General features: G+C 66.3%; 16 protein-coding genes and 3 tRNA genes. 8 read left to right on the top strand and 11 right to left on the bottom strand.

Annotated elements, in window-relative coordinates; genetic code table 11:
- Positions 1-103: 103 nt before the first annotated feature.
- Positions 104-2,104 (bottom strand): acetate--CoA ligase, encoded by a 2,001-nt coding sequence (acs, locus tag ACAM54_RS14410; RefSeq protein WP_369647993.1) that lies wholly within the window; start codon positions 2,102-2,104, stop codon positions 104-106.
- A 196-nt stretch (positions 2,105-2,300) separates the two neighbouring features.
- Between acs and ACAM54_RS14415 the strand changes: the two genes are divergently transcribed.
- On the top strand, positions 2,301-2,936 hold the full coding sequence (locus tag ACAM54_RS14415) for a YqhA family protein (RefSeq protein ID WP_145745196.1): 636 nt from the start codon (positions 2,301-2,303) through the stop codon (positions 2,934-2,936).
- Here ACAM54_RS14415 and ACAM54_RS14420 read toward each other — a convergent pair.
- Complete coding sequence (locus ACAM54_RS14420) at positions 2,933-3,841, bottom strand: LysR family transcriptional regulator (RefSeq protein WP_369647994.1); 909 nt, start codon at positions 3,839-3,841, stop codon at positions 2,933-2,935. The two genes, ACAM54_RS14415 and ACAM54_RS14420, sit on opposite strands and share 4 nt — an antisense overlap.
- Positions 3,842-3,943: 102 nt before the next feature.
- Here ACAM54_RS14420 and ACAM54_RS14425 point away from each other — a divergent pair, with 102 nt between their 5' ends.
- Positions 3,944-4,561, top strand: coding sequence for an NAD(P)-dependent oxidoreductase (locus ACAM54_RS14425; protein ID WP_369647995.1), 618 nt, complete (start codon positions 3,944-3,946; stop codon positions 4,559-4,561).
- Between the two features lie 4 nt (positions 4,562-4,565).
- Here ACAM54_RS14425 and fumC read toward each other — a convergent pair whose 3' ends face one another.
- Positions 4,566-5,963, bottom strand: coding sequence for a class II fumarate hydratase (gene fumC, locus ACAM54_RS14430; protein WP_369647996.1), 1,398 nt, complete (start codon positions 5,961-5,963; stop codon positions 4,566-4,568).
- Between the two features lie 551 nt (positions 5,964-6,514).
- On the opposite strand from fumC, the gene proV reads away from it, so the two are divergent.
- Genes proV through ACAM54_RS14460 form a run of 6 tightly spaced genes read left to right on the top strand, consistent with a single transcriptional unit; the run spans position 6,515 to position 13,175 of the window.
- On the top strand, positions 6,515-7,768 hold the full coding sequence (gene proV, locus ACAM54_RS14435) for a glycine betaine/L-proline ABC transporter ATP-binding protein ProV (RefSeq protein WP_369647997.1): 1,254 nt from the start codon (positions 6,515-6,517) through the stop codon (positions 7,766-7,768).
- A gap of 21 nt (positions 7,769-7,789) precedes the next feature.
- Entirely contained in the window at positions 7,790-8,941 is a 1,152-nt protein-coding gene (gene proW / locus ACAM54_RS14440; protein WP_369647998.1) for a glycine betaine/L-proline ABC transporter permease ProW, read from the top strand.
- Between the two features lie 24 nt (positions 8,942-8,965).
- Positions 8,966-9,973, top strand: coding sequence for a glycine betaine/L-proline ABC transporter substrate-binding protein ProX (proX, locus tag ACAM54_RS14445; RefSeq protein ID WP_369647999.1), 1,008 nt, complete (start codon positions 8,966-8,968; stop codon positions 9,971-9,973).
- A gap of 56 nt (positions 9,974-10,029) precedes the next feature.
- A complete protein-coding gene (locus ACAM54_RS14450) occupies positions 10,030-11,583 on the top strand; it encodes a fumarate hydratase (RefSeq protein WP_369648000.1) in 1,554 nt (517 codons plus the stop codon).
- Entirely contained in the window at positions 11,580-12,374 is a 795-nt protein-coding gene (murI, locus tag ACAM54_RS14455; RefSeq protein ID WP_369648001.1) for a glutamate racemase, read from the top strand. The genes ACAM54_RS14450 and murI overlap by 4 nt, the downstream gene beginning before the upstream one ends.
- Positions 12,375-12,392: 18 nt before the next feature.
- The gene (locus ACAM54_RS14460; RefSeq protein ID WP_369648002.1) at positions 12,393-13,175 is read left to right on the top strand and encodes a hypothetical protein; all 783 of its coding nucleotides are present in this window, start codon (positions 12,393-12,395) and stop codon (positions 13,173-13,175) included.
- A gap of 10 nt (positions 13,176-13,185) precedes the next feature.
- On the opposite strand, the gene ACAM54_RS14465 is transcribed toward ACAM54_RS14460, so the two are convergent.
- From ACAM54_RS14465 to clpP, 8 genes are all read right to left on the bottom strand, one after another.
- Positions 13,186-14,487, bottom strand: coding sequence for an MFS transporter (locus ACAM54_RS14465; protein WP_145745239.1), 1,302 nt, complete (start codon positions 14,485-14,487; stop codon positions 13,186-13,188).
- Positions 14,488-14,538: 51 nt separating this feature from the next.
- Positions 14,539-15,177: a DUF6806 family protein gene (locus ACAM54_RS14470; RefSeq protein WP_369648003.1), complete on the bottom strand. Its 639-nt coding sequence runs from the start codon at positions 15,175-15,177 to the stop codon at positions 14,539-14,541.
- 22 nt (positions 15,178-15,199) lie between these two features.
- Positions 15,200-15,291, bottom strand: a tRNA-Leu gene (locus ACAM54_RS14475).
- Between the two features lie 110 nt (positions 15,292-15,401).
- Positions 15,402-15,475, bottom strand: a tRNA-Cys gene (locus ACAM54_RS14480).
- Positions 15,476-15,539: 64 nt separating this feature from the next.
- Positions 15,540-15,615: transfer RNA gene (locus ACAM54_RS14485), tRNA-Gly, on the bottom strand.
- A 54-nt stretch (positions 15,616-15,669) separates the two neighbouring features.
- Positions 15,670-18,111, bottom strand: coding sequence for an endopeptidase La (lon, locus tag ACAM54_RS14490; protein WP_369648004.1), 2,442 nt, complete (start codon positions 18,109-18,111; stop codon positions 15,670-15,672).
- A gap of 119 nt (positions 18,112-18,230) precedes the next feature.
- On the bottom strand, positions 18,231-19,496 hold the full coding sequence (gene clpX, locus ACAM54_RS14495) for an ATP-dependent Clp protease ATP-binding subunit ClpX (RefSeq protein ID WP_012747621.1): 1,266 nt from the start codon (positions 19,494-19,496) through the stop codon (positions 18,231-18,233).
- A 123-nt stretch (positions 19,497-19,619) separates the two neighbouring features.
- Positions 19,620-20,228, bottom strand: a complete 609-nt coding sequence (gene clpP, locus ACAM54_RS14500) for an ATP-dependent Clp endopeptidase proteolytic subunit ClpP (protein WP_012747620.1) — start codon at positions 20,226-20,228, stop codon at positions 19,620-19,622.
- Between the last annotated feature and the right edge of the window lie 106 nt (positions 20,229-20,334).

The raw sequence follows: 20,334 nt of genomic DNA on the forward strand, positions 1-20,334 counted from the left end.
CGCCATGCACGTCGAGGTGCATGGCAACTGCGCCGGTTTTACCTCAGGCCGCGGGCCGCAAAGGCCCCTGCTTCCCACTAACGGCCATGTCCTACAGATCGAATCAGTTGGTCTGTGACAACTGTTCCAGAATCGCCGGATTTTCCAGCGTGGAGATATCCTGCGTGATGGCCTCGCCCTTCGCGATGCTGCGCAGCAGGCGCCGCATGATCTTGCCGCTGCGCGTCTTGGGCAGGTTCTCGCCGAAGCGGATGTCCTTGGGCTTGGCGATCGGGCCGATCTCCTTGGCCACCCAGGCGCGCAGCTCGTTGGCGATCTGCCTGGCCTCTTCGCCGGTCGGGCGGCCGCGCTTGAGCACCACGAAGGCGCACACCGCCTCGCCCGTCACGTCGTCGGGCCGCCCCACCACCGCCGCCTCGGCCACCAGGTCGGTCTTGGACACCAGCGCCGATTCGATCTCCATCGTGCCCAGGCGGTGCCCCGACACGTTGAGCACGTCGTCGATGCGCCCGGTGATGCGGAAGTAGCCGCGGTCTTCGCTGCGCACCGCGCCGTCGCCGGCCAGGTAGATGGTGCCGCCCATTTCCTCGGGGAAATAGCTCTTCCTGAAGCGCTCGGGGTCGTTCCAGATGGTGCGGATCATCGAGGGCCAGGGCCGCTTGATGACCAGCATGCCGCCCGCGCCGTTGGGCAGGTCCTTGCCGGTCTCGTCCACGATGGCGGCCATGATGCCCGGCAGCGGCAAGGTGCATGAGCCCGGCACCAGCGGCGTGGCCCCCGGCAGGGGCGTGATGACGTGGCCGCCGGTCTCGGTCTGCCAGAAGGTGTCGACGATCGGACATTTCTCATGGCCGATATGGCGGTGGTACCACATCCAGGCCTCGGGGTTGATGGGCTCGCCCACCGAGCCGAGGATGCGCAGGCTGTCCAGGTTCCAGTTCTTCGGGTGCACCTTCTCGTCCGATTCGGCGGCCTTGATGAGCGAGCGGATGGCGGTGGGGGCGGTGTAGAAGACGCTGACCTGGTGGCGCTCGATCATCTGCCAGAAGCGCCCGGCGTGCGGGAAGGTGGGGATGCCCTCGAACACGACCTGGGTGGCGCCGGCGGCCAGCGGGCCGTAGGCGACGTAGGTGTGGCCGGTGATCCAGCCGATGTCGGCGGTGCACCAGAAGATGTCCTCGGGCCGGATGTCGAAGGTCCAGTCCATGGTGAGCCGGGCCCACAGCAGGTAGCCGCCGGTGGCGTGCTGCACGCCCTTGGGCTTGCCGGTGGAGCCGGAGGTGTAGAGGATGAAGAGCGGGTGCTCGGCGTTCACGGGGACGGGGGCGCACTCGGTGCTCTGGCCGGCCAGCGCCTCGGCGAATGTCTTGTCGCGGCCCTCGACGCGGCGCCAGGCGCTGGGGGTGCGCTCGTAGACGAAGACGGTCTGGATGGATTCGCAGCCGCCCAGGGCGATGCCGTCGTCGACGATGGCCTTCAGGGGCAGCTCCTTGCCGCCGCGCAGCTGGTAGTTGGCGGTGATGACGGCCACGGCGCCGGCGTCGATGATGCGCTCCTGCAGGGCCTTGGCGGAGAAGCCGCCGAACACGACGCTGTGGGTGGCACCGATGCGCGCGCAGGCCTGCATGGCGACCACGCCCTCGATGGTCATGGGCATGTAGATGATGACGCGGTCGCCCTTCTCGATGCCGGCGGCCTTCAGGGCGTTGGCGAACTGGCTCACGCGCGCGAGCAGTTCCTTGTAGCTGACGCGGGTGACGGCGCCGTCGTCGGCCTCGAAGACGATGGCGGTCTTGTGCTCGACGGGGGTGCCGATGTGGCGGTCCAGGCAGTTGGCGCTGGCGTTGAGTTCGCCGTCGCCGAACCATTGGTAGAAGGGGGCGTTGGATTCGTCGAGGGTGCGGCTGAAGGGCTTGGTCCAGCTCAGGTTCTCACGCGCCAGGCGGCTCCAGAAGCCTTCGAAGTCCTGCTCGGCCTCCTGGCACAGGGCCTCGTAGGCGGCCATGCCGCTGATGCGCGCGCCGGCGCTGGCACGGGCGTCGGGCGGGAACACGCGGTTCTCGACCAGGACGGATTCGATGTTCTTCGATGCGCTGCTGCTCATTTTCTTGTCTCCTTGATCTAGGTGCGGCCGTAATGTCGGCGGGTCCACTTACGGGCCACTGACGGTTGCGATGTTAGGGCCTGTTCACCCTGCCAGCGGAGATCCGTTGGCAGGGTGAACAGGCCCTCGCAGGGTTATCACGAGTCGGACATGGGGGCACCTCTAGAATCGCCGGTCGTTTCCAATCATCCTCTCCATGTCCGCTCCCGAATCCTTCGACCGCCCGAATACGCCTGTTCCAGCCCGCGGCTCGCCGCTCCGGCCGCTGCCCAAGCTGATTTTCGCGAGCCGTTGGCTGCAGTTACCGCTGTACCTGGGGCTGATCGTGGCGCAGGCTGTGTACGTGGTGCACTTCCTGGTCGAGTTGCTGCACCTGGTGGAGGCGGCCTTCGGCAGCAAGGACGCGCTGCAGGCGCTGATCACCAGCATCGGCTACAAGACCACCGCGCCGGTGGGCACGCTCAACGAAACCGTGATCATGCTGGTGGTGCTGGCGCTGATCGACGTGGTGATGATCTCCAACCTGCTGATCATGGTGATCGTGGGCGGCTACGAAACCTTCGTGAGCCGCATGGACCTCGAAGGCCACCGCGACCAGCCCGAGTGGCTGAGCCACGTGAACGCCTCGGTGCTCAAGGTGAAGCTGGCCACGGCCATCATCGGCATCAGTTCCATCCACCTGCTGAAGACCTTCATCAACGCGGACAACTACACAGACAAGGTGCTGATCGCCCAGACCGTGATCCACATCGCGTTCCTGTTCTCGGCCATGGCCATCGCCTACACCGACAAGCTGATGAACGAGGCCGCGGCGGCCAACACGCGCCACTAAGGCATGTCCCAGGCCGGCGTTTCCGTGAAGCGCGCGGCCAGGAAATCGAGCATCGTGCGCAGCGTGGCCGGCATGTGCTTGCGCGAGGCGTACACCGCATACATACCCACCACCTGCGGCTCGACATCGCCGAAGAGCCGCACCAGTTCGCCTTCCTTCAGCAGCGGCGCCGCCAGATAGGTCGGCAACATCGCGATGCCGGCCCCCGCCCGGGCCAGGCACATCAGGCTGGCCGCATCGTTGGCCGACACATTGCCGCCCACGGCCACCGACGCCGGCTCGCCGGTGTCCCTGCGCGTGAAATTCCAGAGGCTGCGCCCGAAGTACGAATGCGTGAGGCAATTGCGCTGGGCCAGCTCTTCCAGGCGCAGCGGCTGGCCATGCTCCTTCAGGTAGGCCGGCGACGCGCACACGGCCGAGCGGCAATCGGTGAGCCGCCGCGCGATCAGGTTGGGATCGATCTCCGCGGCCACGCGGATCGCCAGGTCGATGCGCTCGTCCACGAGGTTCACCGCCCGGTCGAGCAGCACCAGGTCGACGGCCACGCCTGGATAGAGCCGCACGTACTCGGCCACCGCATCGGCCAGCTGCGCCTGCGCGAAAGAGGTGCTGGCCGTGATGCGCAGCTGGCCGCGCGGCGCCTCCGCCGGCTGCCGCACGGCTTCCTGCATGTCGCCCGCGAGTTCGAGCACCTGGCGGCAGCGCGGCAGCAACTCCTCGCCCGCCGCCGTGAGGCTCAGCCGGCGCGTCGTGCGGTGCAAGAGGCGTGCGCCGGTCCATTGCTCGAGCTCGGCCACGTAGCGCGTGACCACCGGGCGCGAGAGGTCGAGCTTGTCGGCCGCGGCCGAAAGGCTGCCCGCATCCACCACTGTGACGAACACGCGCATTGCATTCAATCGATCCATTCGAACGATTTTAGGAATAAACAAGCGCGCAATTCGAGGTATTTCTTTCGAAACCAGAAACCTAAGATGCGCTTCATCCCAACCATTTTCAGGAGCCATTCAATGAGCCACATCGCCATCATCGGCGCCACCGGACGCGCCGGCGGCCGCCTTCTCGAAGAGGCCCTGCGCCGAGGCCACACAGTGACGGCCATCGCGCGCAAGGCGAGCGAAAAGCTGTCGGGCCGCGCCAATGTGAAGGCCGTGGACCTCGACGTGCTCGACGGTACCGCGCTCGAAAAGGCACTGGCCGGCCACGACGCCGTGTTCAGCGCCGCGCACTTCGCCAGCGTGCCGCCCGCGGCCATCATCGAGCCGGCCAGGCGCGCGGGCGTGAAGCGCCTGCTGGTGGTCGGCGGCGCCGGCAGCCTGTTCGCGGCACCGGGCTTGAAGGTGATCGACACGCCGAACTTCCCCGAGGCGTACAAGGCCGAGGCCTCCGCAGGCGCCGCATTCCTGGAGGTGCTGCGCAACGAGAAGGAGCTCGACTGGACTTTTCTCTCGCCCTCGGCCGAATTCGTCGAAGGCGAGCGCACCGGCAAATTCCGCCTGGGCAAGGACGACCTGCTCGTGAGCGCCGAAGGCCGCAGCTGGATCACCTTCGAGGACTACGCGATCGCATTCATCGACGAGCTCGAGAAGCCCGTTCACTCGCGCCAGCGCTACACGGTCGGGTACTGATCGCTCAACGGCCCGTCATGTTCTCCGGCACCACCCATTGGTCGAACTGCTCGGCCGTGAGGTGGCCCGAGGCAATCGCGGCTTCGCGCAGGCTGGTGCCCTCCTTGTGCGCCTTCTTCGCGATGTAGGCCGACTTGTCGTAGCCGATGTGCGTGTTGAGCGCAGTCACGAGCATCAGCGAACGCTGCACCAGCTCGGTGATGCGCTCGCGGTTCGGCTCGATGCCCACGGCGCAGTGGTCGTTGAAGCTCACCATGCCGTCGGCCAGCAGGCGCACGCTCTGCAGGAAGTTGTGCGCCACCATCGGGCGGAACACGTTCAGCTCGAAGTTGCCCGAGGCGCCGCCGATGTTGATGGCCACGTCGTTGCCGAACACCTGTGCGGCCAGCATCGTGACGGCTTCGCTCTGCGTCGGGTTGACCTTGCCCGGCATGATCGACGAGCCGGGTTCGTTCTCCGGGATGCTGAGTTCGCCGATGCCGCTGCGCGGACCGCTCGCGAGCCAGCGCACGTCGTTGGCGATCTTGTTCATGCTGGCGGCGAGGGTCTTCAGCGCGCCGTGGGCATGCACCAGCGCATCGACGCTGGCCATGGCTTCGAACTTGTTGGGCGCGGTCACGAAGGGCAGGCCCGTGAGCCGGGCCAGTTCGGCCGCCACCTGCTCGGCATAGCCCTTGGGCGCATTGAGCCCGGTGCCGACGGCCGTGCCGCCCAGCGCCAGTTCGCACAGGTGCGGCAGCGCGGCGCGCACATGCGCCTCGCCATGCGCGAGCTGCGCGACGTAGCCCGAGAACTCCTGGCCGAGCGTGAGCGGCGTGGCGTCCTGCAGGTGGGTGCGGCCGATCTTCACGATGTCGGCGAAGTCATTCGACTTCTGCTCCAGCGTGCCGCGCAGCTTGGCGATGGCGGGCAGCAGCTTGTGCGTGATGGCTTCGACGGCCGCCACGTGCATGGCGGTCGGGAACACGTCGTTGCTCGACTGGCTGCGGTTCACGTCGTCGTTCGGGTGCACGAGGCGCCCTTCCCCACGCTCGCCGCCCAGCAGTTCGCTCGCGCGGTTGGCCAGCACCTCGTTGACGTTCATGTTGGTCTGGGTGCCCGAGCCGGTCTGCCACACCACCAACGGGAACTCGCCCGGATGCTTGCCGGCAATGACTTCGTCGGCCGCGGCCACGATGGCCTGGGTCTTCTTCTCGTCCTGCAGGCCCAGCGCATGGTTGACCACGGCCGAGGCGCGCTTGACCTGCGCCAGCGCCTTGATGATCTCGCGCGGCTGCTGCTCGCCGGAGATGTCGAAGTTCTGCAGCGAGCGCTGCGTCTGCGCACCCCACAGCTTGTCGGCCGGCACGTCGATCGGTCCGAAGGTATCGCGCTCGGCACGGGTCTTGGGGGAAGTCGTCATGGTGAAAAAGCTCCGCAGTCTTGGATGGTTGCACCCGCTCGCCGGGCGCGAGGCCGAGTATGGCCTCGATAAGAATGGCTCGCATTTGACGAGGCTTTGCTGCCCCGTACATCCGGCCGACGATACGCCGTGGGCTTGACTCACGTAATGTCAAAAAGTTATAATTGCGGTCTTCAGACGACCAACAAGTCATGTTGGTTGCCCTTGCGCTACTCGCGGATCACCGAATCCCGTCGCGGTGCAAGGCTCTTCCCGCCGGGCCCTGCCCGGCAAACCGGCCGGAACTTTCCGGCCCCACTGCCACGTCACGCTCATCCAGGCGGCGCCCCTCGACCAGGCCCGCCGCCCTGCGAATGAAGCATCCGGCGGGCACTGGCTTCGTCGCCATGTCGTCTTCAGTGCCTGTCGGCAGCCCTCGAGGCTCGCCGGGCCATTGCACGCGCTTTTCTTCACGCGCTCTCTGTTCGGGCAGCCCCATCGGCTGATGGCGTGGCCGTTGCCGCCCTCCGGGGCGGTGCTGTGTCCAACCTTCGCACAAGGAGCCCCGGCGTATGGCCAAAGGAATTCTCATCGACCATGTCTTCAAGGTGTTCGGCGATTCGCCCGAACAGGCGCTAGAACTCGTCCGCCGAGGTTTTTCGAAGAAGGAAATCCTCGCGCAGACGGGCCAGTCGATCGGCGTGTTCGATGCCACCTTCGAAATCCAGGCCGGCGAGATCTTCGTCATCATGGGCCTCTCGGGTTCGGGCAAGTCGACGCTGGTGCGCCTCCTGAACCGTCTGATCGAGCCGACCGCCGGGCGCATCGTGATCGACGGCGCGGACATCAACGAGCACTCCGACGCCAGGTTGCGCGCGCTGCGCCGCAAGGACATCAGCATGGTGTTCCAGTCGTTCGCGCTGATGCCGCACATGTCGGTGCGCGAGAACACCGCCTTCGGCCTCGAACTGTCGGGCACGAGCAGGAAGGAACGCCTCGCGCAGGCCGACCTGGCGCTCGCGCAGGTGGGCCTCGCGGGCTGGGGCGACAGCTATCCCGACGAGCTTTCCGGCGGCATGCAGCAGCGCGTGGGCCTGGCGCGCGCACTGGCCTCGGACCCTTCGATCCTGCTGATGGACGAGGCCTTCTCGGCGCTCGATCCGATCATCCGCACCGAGATGCAGTCGGAACTGCTGCGGCTGCAGAAGGAGCAGCGGCGCACCATCGTCTTCATCTCGCACGACCTCGACGAAGCCATGCGCATCGGCGACCGCATCGCGATCATGAAGGACGGCCAGGTGATCCAGGTCGGCACGCCCGACGAGATCCTGCGCAGCCCCGCCGACGACTACGTGCGCAGCTTCGTGCGCGGTGTCGATGCGGCGGCCGTGTTCAAGGCGGCGGACATCGCGCGCAAGTCGCTCACGGTGGTGTGCGAGCACCCCGAGCGCGGCGCGCGCGCGGCGCTCAAGCTGCTCGAAGACCAGGACCGCGACTTCGCCTACGTGACGAGCCCGAACAAGCGCTTCCTCGGCGTGGTGTCGGCGGACACGCTGCGCGGCGCGCTCGACGGGCATTCAGGCTCGCTGGGGCTGCAGCACGCATTCATCGACGACCTGCCGCGCATCGATGCCGAAGCCCCGGTGGCAGGCCTGATCGGCCAACTCGCGCAGGCGCCGTGCGCGCTGCCGGTGGTGGCGAACGACGGCCGCTTCTGCGGTGCGATCAGCAAGACGACGCTGCTCAAGTTCCTGGACCGCGACACGCCGCCGATCGAGCCCGTCCTGCCCAACGCCGCACCCGCGCTCGCCGCAGAGCCGCACTGAATTCACGAAGGCCCCTGAACGATGAACGACAACACACTTCCTTCCGACCCGAGCACGCCCGCAACCCCCGCCTTCGTCGATCCGTGGGAAGCGCTCTCGGCCGCGCCCGACACGTCGGCCACGAGCGCCTGGCTCGATGCGCCCGCCGACGCGGCCCACCAGTTGGCCGGCTCGGCCGATGCGGCGGCCAGCGGCTTGGAGCTGCACCGCCTCTGGGACGGCTCGATGCCGGTCGAATCCTGGATCAACCAGGGCCTCGGCTGGGTGGTCGAGCATTTCCGCCCCTTCTTCCAGACCGTGCGCCTGCCCATCGACAGCACGCTGAACTGGGTGCAGGGCCTGCTGACCGGCCTGCCGACGCTCGCGATGATCGCGTTGATCGGCCTCTTTGCCTGGCAGTTCGCCGGCCGCGCGCTCGCCATCGGCACCACGGTGGCGCTGCTGCTCGTGGCCATGCTGGGCATCTGGCCCGAGGCCATGGTGACGCTGTCGCTGGTGCTGACCTCGCTGGTGTTCTGCATGATCATCGGTTTGCCGCTCGGGGTTCTGCTGGCCAGCAGCGACCGGGCCCAGCGCCTGATGCGCCCGGTGCTCGACGCCATGCAGACCACGCCCGCCTTCGTCTACCTGGTGCCGGTGGTGATGCTGTTCGGCATCGGCAACGTGCCGGGCGTGATCGTGACCATCGTCTTCGCGCTGGCACCGCTGGTGCGCCTGACCAACCTGGGCCTGCGCCAGGTGCGGCCCGACCTGATCGAGGCCGCGCGCGCCTACGGCGCCTCGCCCTGGCAGATGCTGGTGAAGGTGCAGCTGCCGCTGGCCATGCCCTCGATCATGGCGGGCATCAACCAGGCGCTGATGCTGTCGCTGTCGATGGTGGTGATCGCCTCGATGATCGCCGTCGGCGGCTTGGGCCAGATGGTGCTGCGCGGCATCGGCCGGCTCGACATGGGCCTGGCAACCGTGGGCGGCCTGGGCATCGTGCTGCTGGCGATCTCGCTCGACCGGCTCACGCAGGCCATGGGCAAGTCGCGCCGCAGCGCCGGGCGCCGCTGGTGGCACACCGGGCCAGCCGGCCTGGCGCTGCGCCTGCTGCAGCGCCTCGTGGGCACGCCGTCGCGCGGTGACGGTGCGAGCGAACCCGTTCCCGCCCTCGCCGCGCAAGCGCAATAAAACCGCCACGCAGGAAATCAACGCATGAAGAAAATCAATCTCATCATCGCCCGCGGCCTGCTGGCGCTCGGTTTCGTCGCCTTCGGCATGGGCACACAGGCCGCGAATGACCTGCCCGGCCAGGGCGTCACCGTGCAGCCGCTCAAGAGCTCGCTTGCCGAAGAGGCGTTCCAGACGCTGCTCGTGATGCGCGCGCTCGAAAAGCTGGGCTACACCGCCCTGCCGATGAAAGACCTCGAACCCGCCACCGAGCACCTGGCCATCGCCAACGGCGACGCCACTTTCATGGCCAACCACTGGAGCCTGCTGCACGCCGACTTCTACAAGAACAGCGGCGGCGACGCCAAGCTGTGGCGCAAGGGCGTGTACTCGGACGGCGCGGTGCAGGGCTACCTGGTCGATCGCAAGACGGCCGAGCAATACAACATCACCAACATCGCGCAGCTGAAGGACCCGGCCATCGCCAAGTTGTTCGATGCCGACGGCGACGGCAAGGCCGACCTGACAGGCTGCAACCCGGGCTGGGGCTGCGAACTGGCGATCGAGAACCACCTGACGGCCTACCAGCTGCGCGACACCGTCACGCACAAGCAAGGCAGCTATGCCGCGCTGATGGCCGACACCATCGCGCGCTTCAAGCAGGACAAGCCGGTGCTGTACTACACCTGGACGCCCTACTGGGTCAGCGCCGTGCTGCGCCCGGGCGCGGACGTGGTGTGGCTGCAGGTGCCCTTCTCGTCCTCCCAGGGCGGCGATGCGGACACCCAGCTTCCCAACGGCAAGAACTACGGCTTCCAGGCCAACCAGGAGCAGATCGTCGCCAACCGGGCCTTCGTCGAGAAGAACCCGGCCGCCGGCAGGTTGTTCGAGGTGATGAAACTGCCGATCGGCGACATCAACGCCCAGAACCTGCGCATGAGCCAGGGCGCCAGCACGCAGCAAGACCTGGAGCGCCACACCGATGGTTGGATCAAGGCGCATCGGCCGCTGTTCGACGGCTGGATCGAGGAAGCCCGGGCGGCGGCGAGGTAGGCGCGTCGGCTGAGATAATCGGGGGGCGTTCCACACTCCAAAAAACACCCCCCACCATGACGACCACGATCCAGCAGGCCGACCTGATCGAATCGATCAGCGCCGCGCTGCAGTACATCAGCTACTACCATCCCGCCGACTACATCGCCCACCTGGCCCGCGCCTACGAGCGCGAGCAGAGCCCCGCCGCCAAGGACGCCATCGCGCAGATCCTGACCAACAGCAAGATGAGCGCCACGGGCCACCGCCCGATCTGCCAGGACACCGGCATCGTCAACGTGTTCCTCAAGGTCGGCATGGACGTGCGCTGGGGCGGCTTCACCGGCTCGCTGGACGACGCCATCAACGAAGGCGTGCGCCGCGGCTACAACCACCCCGACAACACGCTGCGCGCCTCGGTCGTGGCCGACCCCCAGTTCGACCGCAAGAACACCAAGGACAACACGCCCGCGGTGATCTTCACCGAGATCGTTCCCGGCAACACCGTCGAAGTGACGGTGGCGGCCAAGGGTGGCGGCAGCGAGAACAAGAGCAAGCTGGTCATGCTGAACCCCGGCGACAGCGTGGTCGACTGGGTGCTCAAGACCGTGCCGACCATGGGCGCCGGCTGGTGCCCGCCGGGCATGCTGGGCATCGGCATCGGCGGCACGGCCGAGAAGGCCGCGCTGATGGCCAAGGAAAGCCTGATGGACGACCTCGACATGCACGAGCTGCTGGCCAAGAAGGCCTCGGGCGCCGAGCTCAGCAAGGTCGAGGCACTGCGCATCGAGCTGTACGAGAAGGTCAATGCGCTGGGCATCGGCGCGCAGGGCCTGGGCGGCCTGGCCACCGTGCTCGACATCAAGATCAAGATGTACCCCACGCACGCGGCCAGCAAGCCCGTGGCGATGATCCCCAACTGCGCGGCCACGCGGCATGCGCACTTCGTGATGGACGGCAGCGGCGCGGTCTACCTCGACCCGCCCTCGCTCGATTTGTGGCCCGACGTGAACTGGGCGCCCGACGAGAAGAAGAGCAAGCGCGTCGACCTCGACAAGCTCACGCCCGCCGAAGTGGCGAGCTGGAAGCCCGGCGACACCCTGCTGCTCAACGGCAAGATGCTCACCGGCCGCGACGCCGCGCACAAGCGCATCCAGGGCATGCTGGCCAAGGGCGAGAAGCTGCCGGTGGACTTCACCAACCGCGTCATCTACTACGTCGGCCCGGTCGATCCGGTCGGCGACGAAGCCGTGGGCCCCGCCGGCCCCACCACCGCCACGCGCATGGACGGTTTCACCGAGATGATGCTGGCCCAGACCGGCCTGATCGCGATGATCGGCAAGGCCGAGCGCGGCCCCGTCGCCATCGAGGCGATCAAGAAGCACAAGAGCGCCTACCTCATGGCCGTGGGCGGCGCCGCCTACCTCGTGAGCAAGGCCATCAAGACCGCCAAGGTGGTGGGCTTCGAGGACCTCGGCATGGAAGCCATCTATGAATTCGACGTGGTCGACATGCCCGTGACGGTGGCGGTCGATGCCGGCGGCACCAGCGCGCACATCACCGGCCCGGCCGAGTGGCAGAAGCGCATTGCGAGCGGCGAGTTCAAGACCATCATGATGGAAGAGGCTTGAGCAACCCGGTCGGCGTCTTCGACAGCGGCGTCGGCGGGCTCAGCGTGCTGGCCGCGCTGCGCGCCGAGCTGCCGCACGAGCGCTTCGTGTACTTTGCCGACACCGCCTTCGCGCCCTACGGCGAGCGCGGCGACGGCTACGTGATCGAGCGCTCGCGCAAGGTGGCCGAACAACTGATGGCCGAGCACGGCATCAAGGCGCTGGTGGTGGCCTGCAACACGGCCACCACGGCGGCGATCCACCTGCTGCGCGCCGAGCATCCGGCGCTGCCCATCGTGGGCCTGGAGCCTGCGCTCAAGCCCGCGGTGGCGACCAGCCGCACCGGCCACATCGCGGTGATGGCCACGCGCGGGACACTGGCGAGTGCCAAATACGCGGCCCTGCGCGACTCTTTCGGAGGGGCGGCCGATGTCCGTCCCGTGCCATGCGACGGACTCGTGAAGGCGATCGAGGGCTTCGACACCGCCGCCATCACGCAACTCTGCGCCCGCTACATGGCCGAAGCCGGTCCTTTGGGCGACGCACCCGGCCAGGTCGATACCGTGGTGCTCGGCTGCACGCACTACCCGCTCGTGAAGAGTGAACTCCAGCGCCATGCGCCGCCCGCGCTGCGTTTCATCGACACCGGCGCGCCGGTCGCGCAGCAGACCCGGCGCGTGCTGGCTTCGCTCGGCCGCCTCGCGCCAAGCGGTGAAGGCGGACTGGTCCTGCAAGGCAGCGGCGATGCGGCCGTGCTCGAAGCCGCCGCCGCGCACTGGCTGCAACAGCCCCAAGCTGCTCCGGCCGCCTGAAGCCGACCCGACAACAACATGCGTCTTCGTCCTTTGCGCTGCGCCCTGTTGCTGCTTGGCCTCTCGGCAGCGAGCCTCGGCCATGCGGCCTGCGAGAGCGGCCTTGCCGAGCGCATGCATGCCAAGCTCCATCCGAACCGCCCGCTCGACGAGCGGCTGGCCGCCTGCAAGCTCTGGCCGGCCTTTCCGGGCCGCAGCATCGTGGTGCTGCCGGTGCCGCGCGAAACCAGCAGCACGGGCGCCAAGGTCTTCGACCTGGAGCTGCTGCTGATCCAGCGGCCCGACAACGGCAACACCGAGCGCGACACGGTGATCGGCCGCATCTTGCAGCCCGAGGCGCTCGACGAAGACGCCGCCACCGCCATCCAGGACATCCGCATCGACACCTCGCGTTATGTGCTGTCGTCCGACACGCGCGCCTTCGGGCTGCGCGTGCGCTACAGGGGCACGGCGCCGGGCAGCAAGGCGGCAAGCGAAACCATCCGCCTCTATGTGCACCACGGCAGCAAGCTGCGCCAGGTGCTGCAGGAGATCGAACTCGACCACGACAGCGGCGAATGGGACAGCAGCTGCACCGGCCGCTTCGAACAGCTTCGCACGATGCTGTCGGTCGGCAAGTCGGCGAGCAACGGCTATGCCGACCTGCAGCTGTCGCGCACGCTGGTGCAGAGCCGCGCACAGATGCAGGAGGACCAGGGCTGCACCGAAAAGGCCATGCCCGCGCACTTCAATACGGTGACGCTGCGCTACGACGGCGAGCGCTACCGCGTGCCCAAGTCGCTGCGGCAGCAGATGCCCTGAGCCGTCCGGTTCAGGCGCTGCGCAGCGCGGCCGCCCTGCCACGCGCCATGTCGATCGGCAGCAACAGCAGCAGCCCTGCAACGAACAGCGCTGCGGTCGAGAGAATCGCGATGCGCTGGTTGCCGCCCGCGGCCCAGGTGATGGCGCCGAACATCAGCGGACCGATGATGCCTGCGAGCCGCGTCGCAAAGGTCCAGAGCCCGAAGAACTCCGCAAGCTGCCGCGGCGGCGCGAGGTAGCCCGTCATCGCGCGGCCGGCCGACTGGCTCGAGCCCATCGCGAGCCCCGCAATGGCGGCGGCCCACCAGAAGGTGCCCTTGGTGGTCGCCATCGCGGCAATCACGCAGACCGCGATCCATGCCACCAGCGTGCCGGCCAGCGAAATCTTGTGGCCGACGCGGTCCTGCACGTAGCCGAAGCCGAAGGCGCCGACGGCGGCCGCAATGTTGAGCACGAAGATCAGCACCATGGTCTCGCTCGCCACGAAGCCGATGACCTGCTCGGCATAGATGGCCGCGAGCGTGATGGCCACCGCCACGCCGCCCTGGTAGCAGACGGTGCAGACCAGCAGCTGCATGAAATCGCGGTAGGCGCGGGCCTGCCTGAAGGTGGCGCGCAATTGCTGCCACGCGCCCGCCGAACTGCCGGCCGTGCGGGGCTGCGCACGCTCGGGCAGGAGCGCAAAGGTGGCGCAGGCGGCAGCACCGTAGATGGCCGCCGTGATCAGCATCGTGACCGGAACGAAGTGCGACGCAGGCAGCCCTTTCGCCTGGGCCGACAGCACGTAGGCCAGGCACAGCCCGAGCGCCAGCATGCCGCCGACGTAGCCGAAACTCCAGCCCCATCCGCTGACCTTGCCCATGCCCTCGGCGGTCGCGAGTTCAGGCAGGAAGGCACCGGTCAGCGACTCGCCATACGAATAGAAGGTGTTGGAGACGATGATCAGCGCCATCGCAACCGCAACGCCCATGGGCCCGGCAAATCTCGGCGTGGATGCGAGCGCGGCCGTGGCAAGTACGCAGCCCAGCGTCGCCACGGCGAGCACGCGCTTCTTGGCGGCGCGCCGGTCGGCCCAGGCGCCGATCGCGGGCATCGACAGCATGACGACGGCGTAGGACGCGCTGAGCGCCGCAGTCCAGGCGAAGGCGGCCCATGGCGCTCCCTTGGCGATGCCGCCCACGAAATAGGCCGCAAACACGGCCGTGATGACGACCGTGGTGTAGCCCGAATTGGCAAAGTCGTACATCGCCCAGCCGAACACCTCGCGCTTGCGCACGCCGGCATTCAGGGCAGATGACGGAAACAGCGCCATGCGGCGACGGATGATCAACCGGGCGCCAGGCGCAGCCTCGGCCCGATCGGATCAGTGCAGGTGGCGCGGGCGGCGGCCGCCCCCATGCCCACCGCCGCTGCCGCTGCCACTGCCGCCGGTGCCGCGCGGCCGCTTGCCGATTTCGAGCGAATTCACGAGCGCATCGAAGCGGTCGCTGAACAGGCGGTCGATCTCGGACACGACGCCACCGAGCTCGGCGCCATCGAAGTGGCGCTCCATCAGGTTGACGACGTCTTCCACCAGCAGGTCGCGCTGCACTTGCATGATCGCGGCCGGATTGGGGCCGACGAACAGCATCAGGAAGTCGTCGCGCGATTCTTCGTCGGGATCGCCCTCTTCCTCGTCGAAGTCGGTGTCATAGAAGGTGACCTCGATGGCGGCGCCGCGCTCGGACAGCTCGTTCAGGGCCATGCACATCTCGTCGAGCGCCTGGCGAAAGTCTTCGTCGCCCGGCACCGTCCAGCAGATCTGGAGCATGTGGTCCTTCTGCTCGAAGCGGATGCCGGGTTCTTCTTCGTAGGTGCTCGTCGCGCCGTCGGCCAGCGACTTGGCACCCGCATAAGCCCACAGCGGCTTGAGCGCTTCCTGGATCTGGTCGAAGCCGACGTCGGAGCGCAAAGGCACGTCGCCGTGCACATGGATTTCAAATGGAGCGTTGTAACGAGGCATGGAGTGCTCCCTTGTCTAAATGTGGTGCCCGGAACGGGGATCGAACCCGTATGCCCCGATTAAGGAAGCGGCGGATTTTAAGTCCGATGTGTCTACCAATTTCACCATCCGGGCCTCGGGTTGAACATCGACGATAACCCAAACGAAACGGGCCCCGGCAACGCAGGTTGGCGGGGCTGGTTTTTTCGATGGAGGGCGGATCGAACTTGATCAGAGGGAGAGGGTGGAGGCGCGACCCGGAGTCGAACCGGGCTAGACGGATTTGCAATCCGTTGCATAACCGCTTTGCTATCGCGCCACGCTGCTGAAAACGAAATTGAATTCGCGAAAAAAAGGGAAGCAGTGCTTCCCTTTTTCAAAACTGGAGCGGGAAAAGAGTCTCGAACTCTCGACCTCAACCTTGGCAAGGTTGCGCTCTACCAACTGAGCTATTCCCGCGTTTCGAGCCTCGAATTATAGAACACTTTTTCGGGGCTCGGCAAGTTCTGTCGATCAATGTTTGACGGAGCCCTCTGAAGCCGGCGTGCCCGCGCGCTGCTTGGCCAGTTCGGCCACGGCAGCCGCGGAGGCGGCAACCTCCTCGTCCGACAGCGGCTCGGGCATCTTCTCGAGCGCGATCTCCAGGACCTTGTCGATCCACTTCACGGGCACGATCTCGAGGCCGTTCTTCACGTTCTCGGGAATGTCCTGCAGGTCTTTCGCATTCTCTTCGGGAATCAGCACGGTCTTGATGCCGCCGCGCAACGCGGCCAGCAGCTTTTCCTTCAGGCCGCCGATGGCCGTGACCTCGCCGCGCAGCGTGATCTCGCCGGTCATGGCAACGTCTGCACGCACGGGAATGCCCGTGAGCGCCGACACGAAGGCCGTGGTCATTGCAGCACCCGCGCTCGGCCCGTCCTTGGGCGTTGCGCCATCGGGCACGTGGATGTGGATGTCGCGCTTCTCGAACACCTCGTCCTTGATGCCCAGGCGGCGCGAGCGGCTGCGCACCACGGTGCGTGCGGCCTCGACCGATTCCTTCATGACATCGCCGAGCGAACCGGTGCGGCTGATCACGCCCTTGCCGGGCATGGTCACCGCTTCGATGGTGAGCAGGTCGCCGCCCACCTCGGTCCAGGCCAGGCCGACCACCTGGCCCACCTGGTTCTGCTTCTCGGCCAGGCCGAAGCTGTACTTGCGCACGCCCAGGAAGTCGTTGAGGTTGGCGCCATCCACCGTGACCTTGGGCGTCATCTGCTTGAGCAGCAGGCCCTTGACCACCTTGCGGCAGATCTTGGAAAGCTCGCGCTCGAGCGAACGCACGCCGGCTTCGCGCGTGTAGTAGCGCACGATGTCGCGCACGGCCTCTTCGGTGACGAGCAGTTCGTCTTCCTTGACGCCGTTGTTCTTCATCTGCTTGGGCAGCAGGTACTTGATCGCGATGTTGGTCTTCTCGTCCTCGGTGTAGCCCGAGAGGCGGATGACTTCCATCCGGTCGAGCAGCGCCGGCGGGATGTTCATCGAGTTCGAGGTGGCGACGAACATCACGTCGGAGAGGTCGAAGTCGACCTCGACGTAGTGGTCGCCGAAGGTGTGGTTCTGCTCGGGGTCGAGCACCTCGAGCAGCGCGCTCGAAGGATCGCCGCGGAAGTCGGTGCCCAGCTTGTCGATCTCGTCGAGCAGGAACAGCGGATTGCGCGTGCCGATCTTGCTCAGCCCCTGCAGCACCTTGCCCGGCAGCGCGCCGATGTAGGTGCGGCGGTGGCCGCGGATCTCGGCCTCGTCGCGCATGCCGCCGAGCGCCATGCGGGTGTACTTGCGGCCGGTCGCCTTGGCGATCGACTGCCCGAGGGAGGTCTTGCCCACGCCGGGCGGCCCCACGAGGCACAGGATCGGCGCCTTGACCTTGTCGACGCGCTGCTGCACCGCGAGATATTCGAGGATGCGGTCCTTGACCTTCTCCAGGCCGTAGTGGTCGGCATTGAGCACCGCCTCGGCATTGGCCAGGTCGTGCTTGATCTTGGTCTTCTTGCTCCAGGGCAGGCCGACCAGCACGTCGATGTAGTTGCGCACCACGGTGGCTTCGGCCGACATGGGCGACATCAGCTTGAGCTTCTTGAGCTCGCCCTCGGCCTTCTTGAGCGCTTCCTTGGGCATCTTGGCGAGCTTGATCTTCTTCTCGATCTCCTCGATGTCGGCGCCCTCTTCGCCCTCGCCGAGCTCCTTCTGGATCGCCTTGACCTGCTCGTTGAGGTAGAAGTCGCGCTGGTTCTTTTCCATCTGGCGCTTTACGCGGCCGCGGATCTTCTTGTCGACGTTGAGGATGTCGACCTCGCGCTCGAGCTGGCCAAAGAGGTTCTCCAGGCGCGACTTGACGTCGTCCAGGTCGAGCACGGCCTGCTTGTTGTCGAGCTTGAGCGGCAGGTGCGCGGCGATGGTGTCGGCCAGGCGGCCCGGATCGTCGATGCTGGAGATCGACGTGAGGATCTCGGGCGGGATCTTCTTGTTGAGCTTGACGTACTGGTCGAACTGCTGCATCACGGCGCGGCGCAGCGCCTCGACCTCGGTGCCTTTCTCGCCGCTCGCGGCCGCCTCGACGGGCGTCACGTTGGCCGAGAAGTGGGTCTCGCCGTCGTCGATGCGGTTCACGCGGGCGCGCTGCTGGCCCTCGACCAGCACCTTCACGGTGCCATCAGGCAGCTTGAGCATCTGCAGGATGGTCGAGACGCAGCCCACCTCGAACATGTCCTCGACCGAGGGCTCGTCCTTGGCGGCGGCCTTCTGGGCCACCAGCATGATGCGGCGCTCGGCCTCCATGGCCAGTTCGAGCGCCTTGATGCTCTTGGGGCGACCCACGAACAGAGGGATCACCATGTGAGGGAACACGACCACGTCGCGCAGCGGCAGCAGCGGCAGGTCGATCGCGTCGGCAGGCAGGGGGGTATGACCGGACATGAATATCCTTTGATTGATCAGGCAAAGATGGATGGGTGTTCGGGCATTTCAAGCCCATGCACCCGGTCTTTGTCGAAGGCGCCGGACGCCTTGCTGGAAAGTGCCGGCGCCGCGTTCACTCAGGCCTTCTTGGCCGCTTCGCGGTACACGAGCAGCGGCGGCTTGTTTTCGTCGATTGTGGATTCCTCGACCACAACCTTGTCGACGTTGGTGGCATTCGGCAGCTCGAACATGGTGTCGATCAGCGACTGTTCGAGGATCGAACGCAGGCCCCGCGCGCCCGTCTTGCGGGCCAGCGCCTTGCGCGCGATGGCCTTGAGCGCCGCGGGGCGGATCTCGAGGTCGACGCCTTCCATCTGCAGCAGCTTGGTGAACTGCTTGACCACCGCGTTCTTGGGCTCGGTCAGGATCTGCACCAGCGCGTCTTCGCTGAGTTCGGCCAGCGAGGCCACCACGGGCATGCGGCCCACGAGTTCGGGGATCAGGCCGAACTTGATCAGGTCTTCGGGCTCGACTTCGCGGAACACCTCGGTGATGCTGCGCTGCGCCTTGCTCTTGACCGAGGCGCCGAAGCCGATGCCCGAGGCTTCGGTGCGGTTCTCGATGACCTTCTCGAGGCCGGCAAAGGCGCCGCCGCAGATGAACAGGATGTTGGTCGTGTCGATCTGCAGGAAGTCCTGGTTCGGGTGCTTGCGCCCGCCCTGGGGCGGCACGCTGGCCATGGTGCCTTCGATGAGCTTGAGCAGCGCCTGCTGCACGCCCTCGCCCGACACGTCGCGCGTGATGGACGGGTTGTCGGACTTGCGCGAGATCTTGTCGATTTCGTCGATGTAGACGATGCCGCGCTGGGCGCGCTCGACTTCGTAGTTGCAGCTCTGCAGCAGCTTCTGGATGATGTTCTCGACGTCCTCGCCCACGTAGCCGGCTTCGGTCAGCGTGGTGGCGTCGGCCATCACGAAGGGCACGTCGAGCATGCGCGCGAGCGTTTGCGCGAGCAGCGTCTTGCCCGAGCCCGTGGGGCCGATCAGGAGGATGTTGCTCTTGCTGAGTTCGACGTCGTCGCCCTTGGCCTTTTCCTTGTGGCGCAGGCGCTTGTAGTGGTTGTAGACCGCCACCGACAGCATGCGCTTGGCCGGCTCCTGGCCGATCACGTAGTTGTCGAGGTTGGTCTTGATTTCCAGCGGCGTGGGCAGGTCGCTGCGCGCCTCGCGCGCCTCTTCACCGGCCGGGAGCTCGTCGCGGATGATTTCGTTGCAAAGGTCGATGCACTCGTCGCAAATGAAGACCGAAGGGCCCGCGATCAGCTTCTTGACCTCATGCTGGCTCTTGCCGCAGAACGAGCAATAAAGCGTTTTTTCGCTGGAGGAGCCTTTTTTTTCGGCCATGGACAGGTGCCTCGTAAAGGGGTGGGGACAATGATAACTAAACAAAAACGGCGTTTCCCGTGTGGAAAACGCCGGTTTTTGCCTTTTTGGCGCCGCCGGCGCCGCGGCACGGGCTCAATTGCCTCAGCTGCGCTTCGCAATGACCTGGTCCACCAGGCCGTAGTCCTTGGCTTCGTCGGCCGTGAGGAAATAGTCGCGTTCGGTGTCCGACTTGACTTTTTCGAGCGGCTGGCCCGTGCGTTCGGCCAGGATGCGGTTCATCTGGTCCTTGGTGCGCAGGATGTCGCGGGCATGGATCTCGATGTCCGTGGCCTGGCCGCGCGCGCCGCCGAGCACCTGGTGGATCATGATCTTCGAATTGGGCAGCGAGAAGCGCTTGCCCTTTTCACCGGCCGCCAGCAGGAAGGCGCCCATGCTGGCCGCAAAGCCGATGCACATGGTGGAAACGTCGGGCTTGATGAACTGCATGGTGTCGTAGATGGCCATGCCGGCGCTCACGCTGCCGCCCGGGGAGTTGATGTAGAACGAAATGTCCTTGTCCGGGTTTTCGCTCTCGAGGAACAGCAGCTGCGCCACCACGAGGTTGGCGGTCTGGTCGTTCACCTCGCCCACCAGGAAAATGATGCGCTCCTTGAGGAGACGCGAATAGATGTCGTAGGACCGCTCGCCGCGGCCCGACTGCTCGATGACCATCGGGATCATGCCGAGGCCTTTGATTTCCTGTGCGCTCATTGAATTGCTCTCCGGAAAAGGGTTCGTTCGCTGTTCGAATTTACTGTACGCCTGAGTGAAATGGGGCTCGTGCCGCAAAGCACAAGCCCCATTGGCATGCAGGCGG

Origin of the sequence: Variovorax sp. V93, from assembly GCF_041154485.1 — a bacterium.
Taxonomy (GTDB): Bacteria; Pseudomonadota; Gammaproteobacteria; order Burkholderiales; family Burkholderiaceae_C; genus Variovorax; species Variovorax beijingensis_A.

Coding starts and splice junctions, on each gene's coding strand:
- acs (WP_369647993.1), bottom strand. CDS start 2,104: ATGAGCAGCAGCGCATCGAAGAACATCGAATCCGTCCTGGTCGAGAAC.
- ACAM54_RS14415 (WP_145745196.1), top strand. CDS start 2,301: ATGTCCGCTCCCGAATCCTTCGACCGCCCGAATACGCCTGTTCCAGCC.
- ACAM54_RS14420 (WP_369647994.1), bottom strand. CDS start 3,841: ATGGATCGATTGAATGCAATGCGCGTGTTCGTCACAGTGGTGGATGCG.
- ACAM54_RS14425 (WP_369647995.1), top strand. CDS start 3,944: ATGAGCCACATCGCCATCATCGGCGCCACCGGACGCGCCGGCGGCCGC.
- fumC (WP_369647996.1), bottom strand. CDS start 5,963: ATGACGACTTCCCCCAAGACCCGTGCCGAGCGCGATACCTTCGGACCG.
- proV (WP_369647997.1), top strand. CDS start 6,515: ATGGCCAAAGGAATTCTCATCGACCATGTCTTCAAGGTGTTCGGCGAT.
- proW (WP_369647998.1), top strand. CDS start 7,790: ATGAACGACAACACACTTCCTTCCGACCCGAGCACGCCCGCAACCCCC.
- proX (WP_369647999.1), top strand. CDS start 8,966: ATGAAGAAAATCAATCTCATCATCGCCCGCGGCCTGCTGGCGCTCGGT.
- ACAM54_RS14450 (WP_369648000.1), top strand. CDS start 10,030: ATGACGACCACGATCCAGCAGGCCGACCTGATCGAATCGATCAGCGCC.
- ACAM54_RS14460 (WP_369648002.1), top strand. CDS start 12,393: ATGCGTCTTCGTCCTTTGCGCTGCGCCCTGTTGCTGCTTGGCCTCTCG.
- ACAM54_RS14465 (WP_145745239.1), bottom strand. CDS start 14,487: ATGGCGCTGTTTCCGTCATCTGCCCTGAATGCCGGCGTGCGCAAGCGC.
- ACAM54_RS14470 (WP_369648003.1), bottom strand. CDS start 15,177: ATGCCTCGTTACAACGCTCCATTTGAAATCCATGTGCACGGCGACGTG.
- lon (WP_369648004.1), bottom strand. CDS start 18,111: ATGTCCGGTCATACCCCCCTGCCTGCCGACGCGATCGACCTGCCGCTG.
- clpX (WP_012747621.1), bottom strand. CDS start 19,496: ATGGCCGAAAAAAAAGGCTCCTCCAGCGAAAAAACGCTTTATTGCTCG.
- clpP (WP_012747620.1), bottom strand. CDS start 20,228: ATGAGCGCACAGGAAATCAAAGGCCTCGGCATGATCCCGATGGTCATC.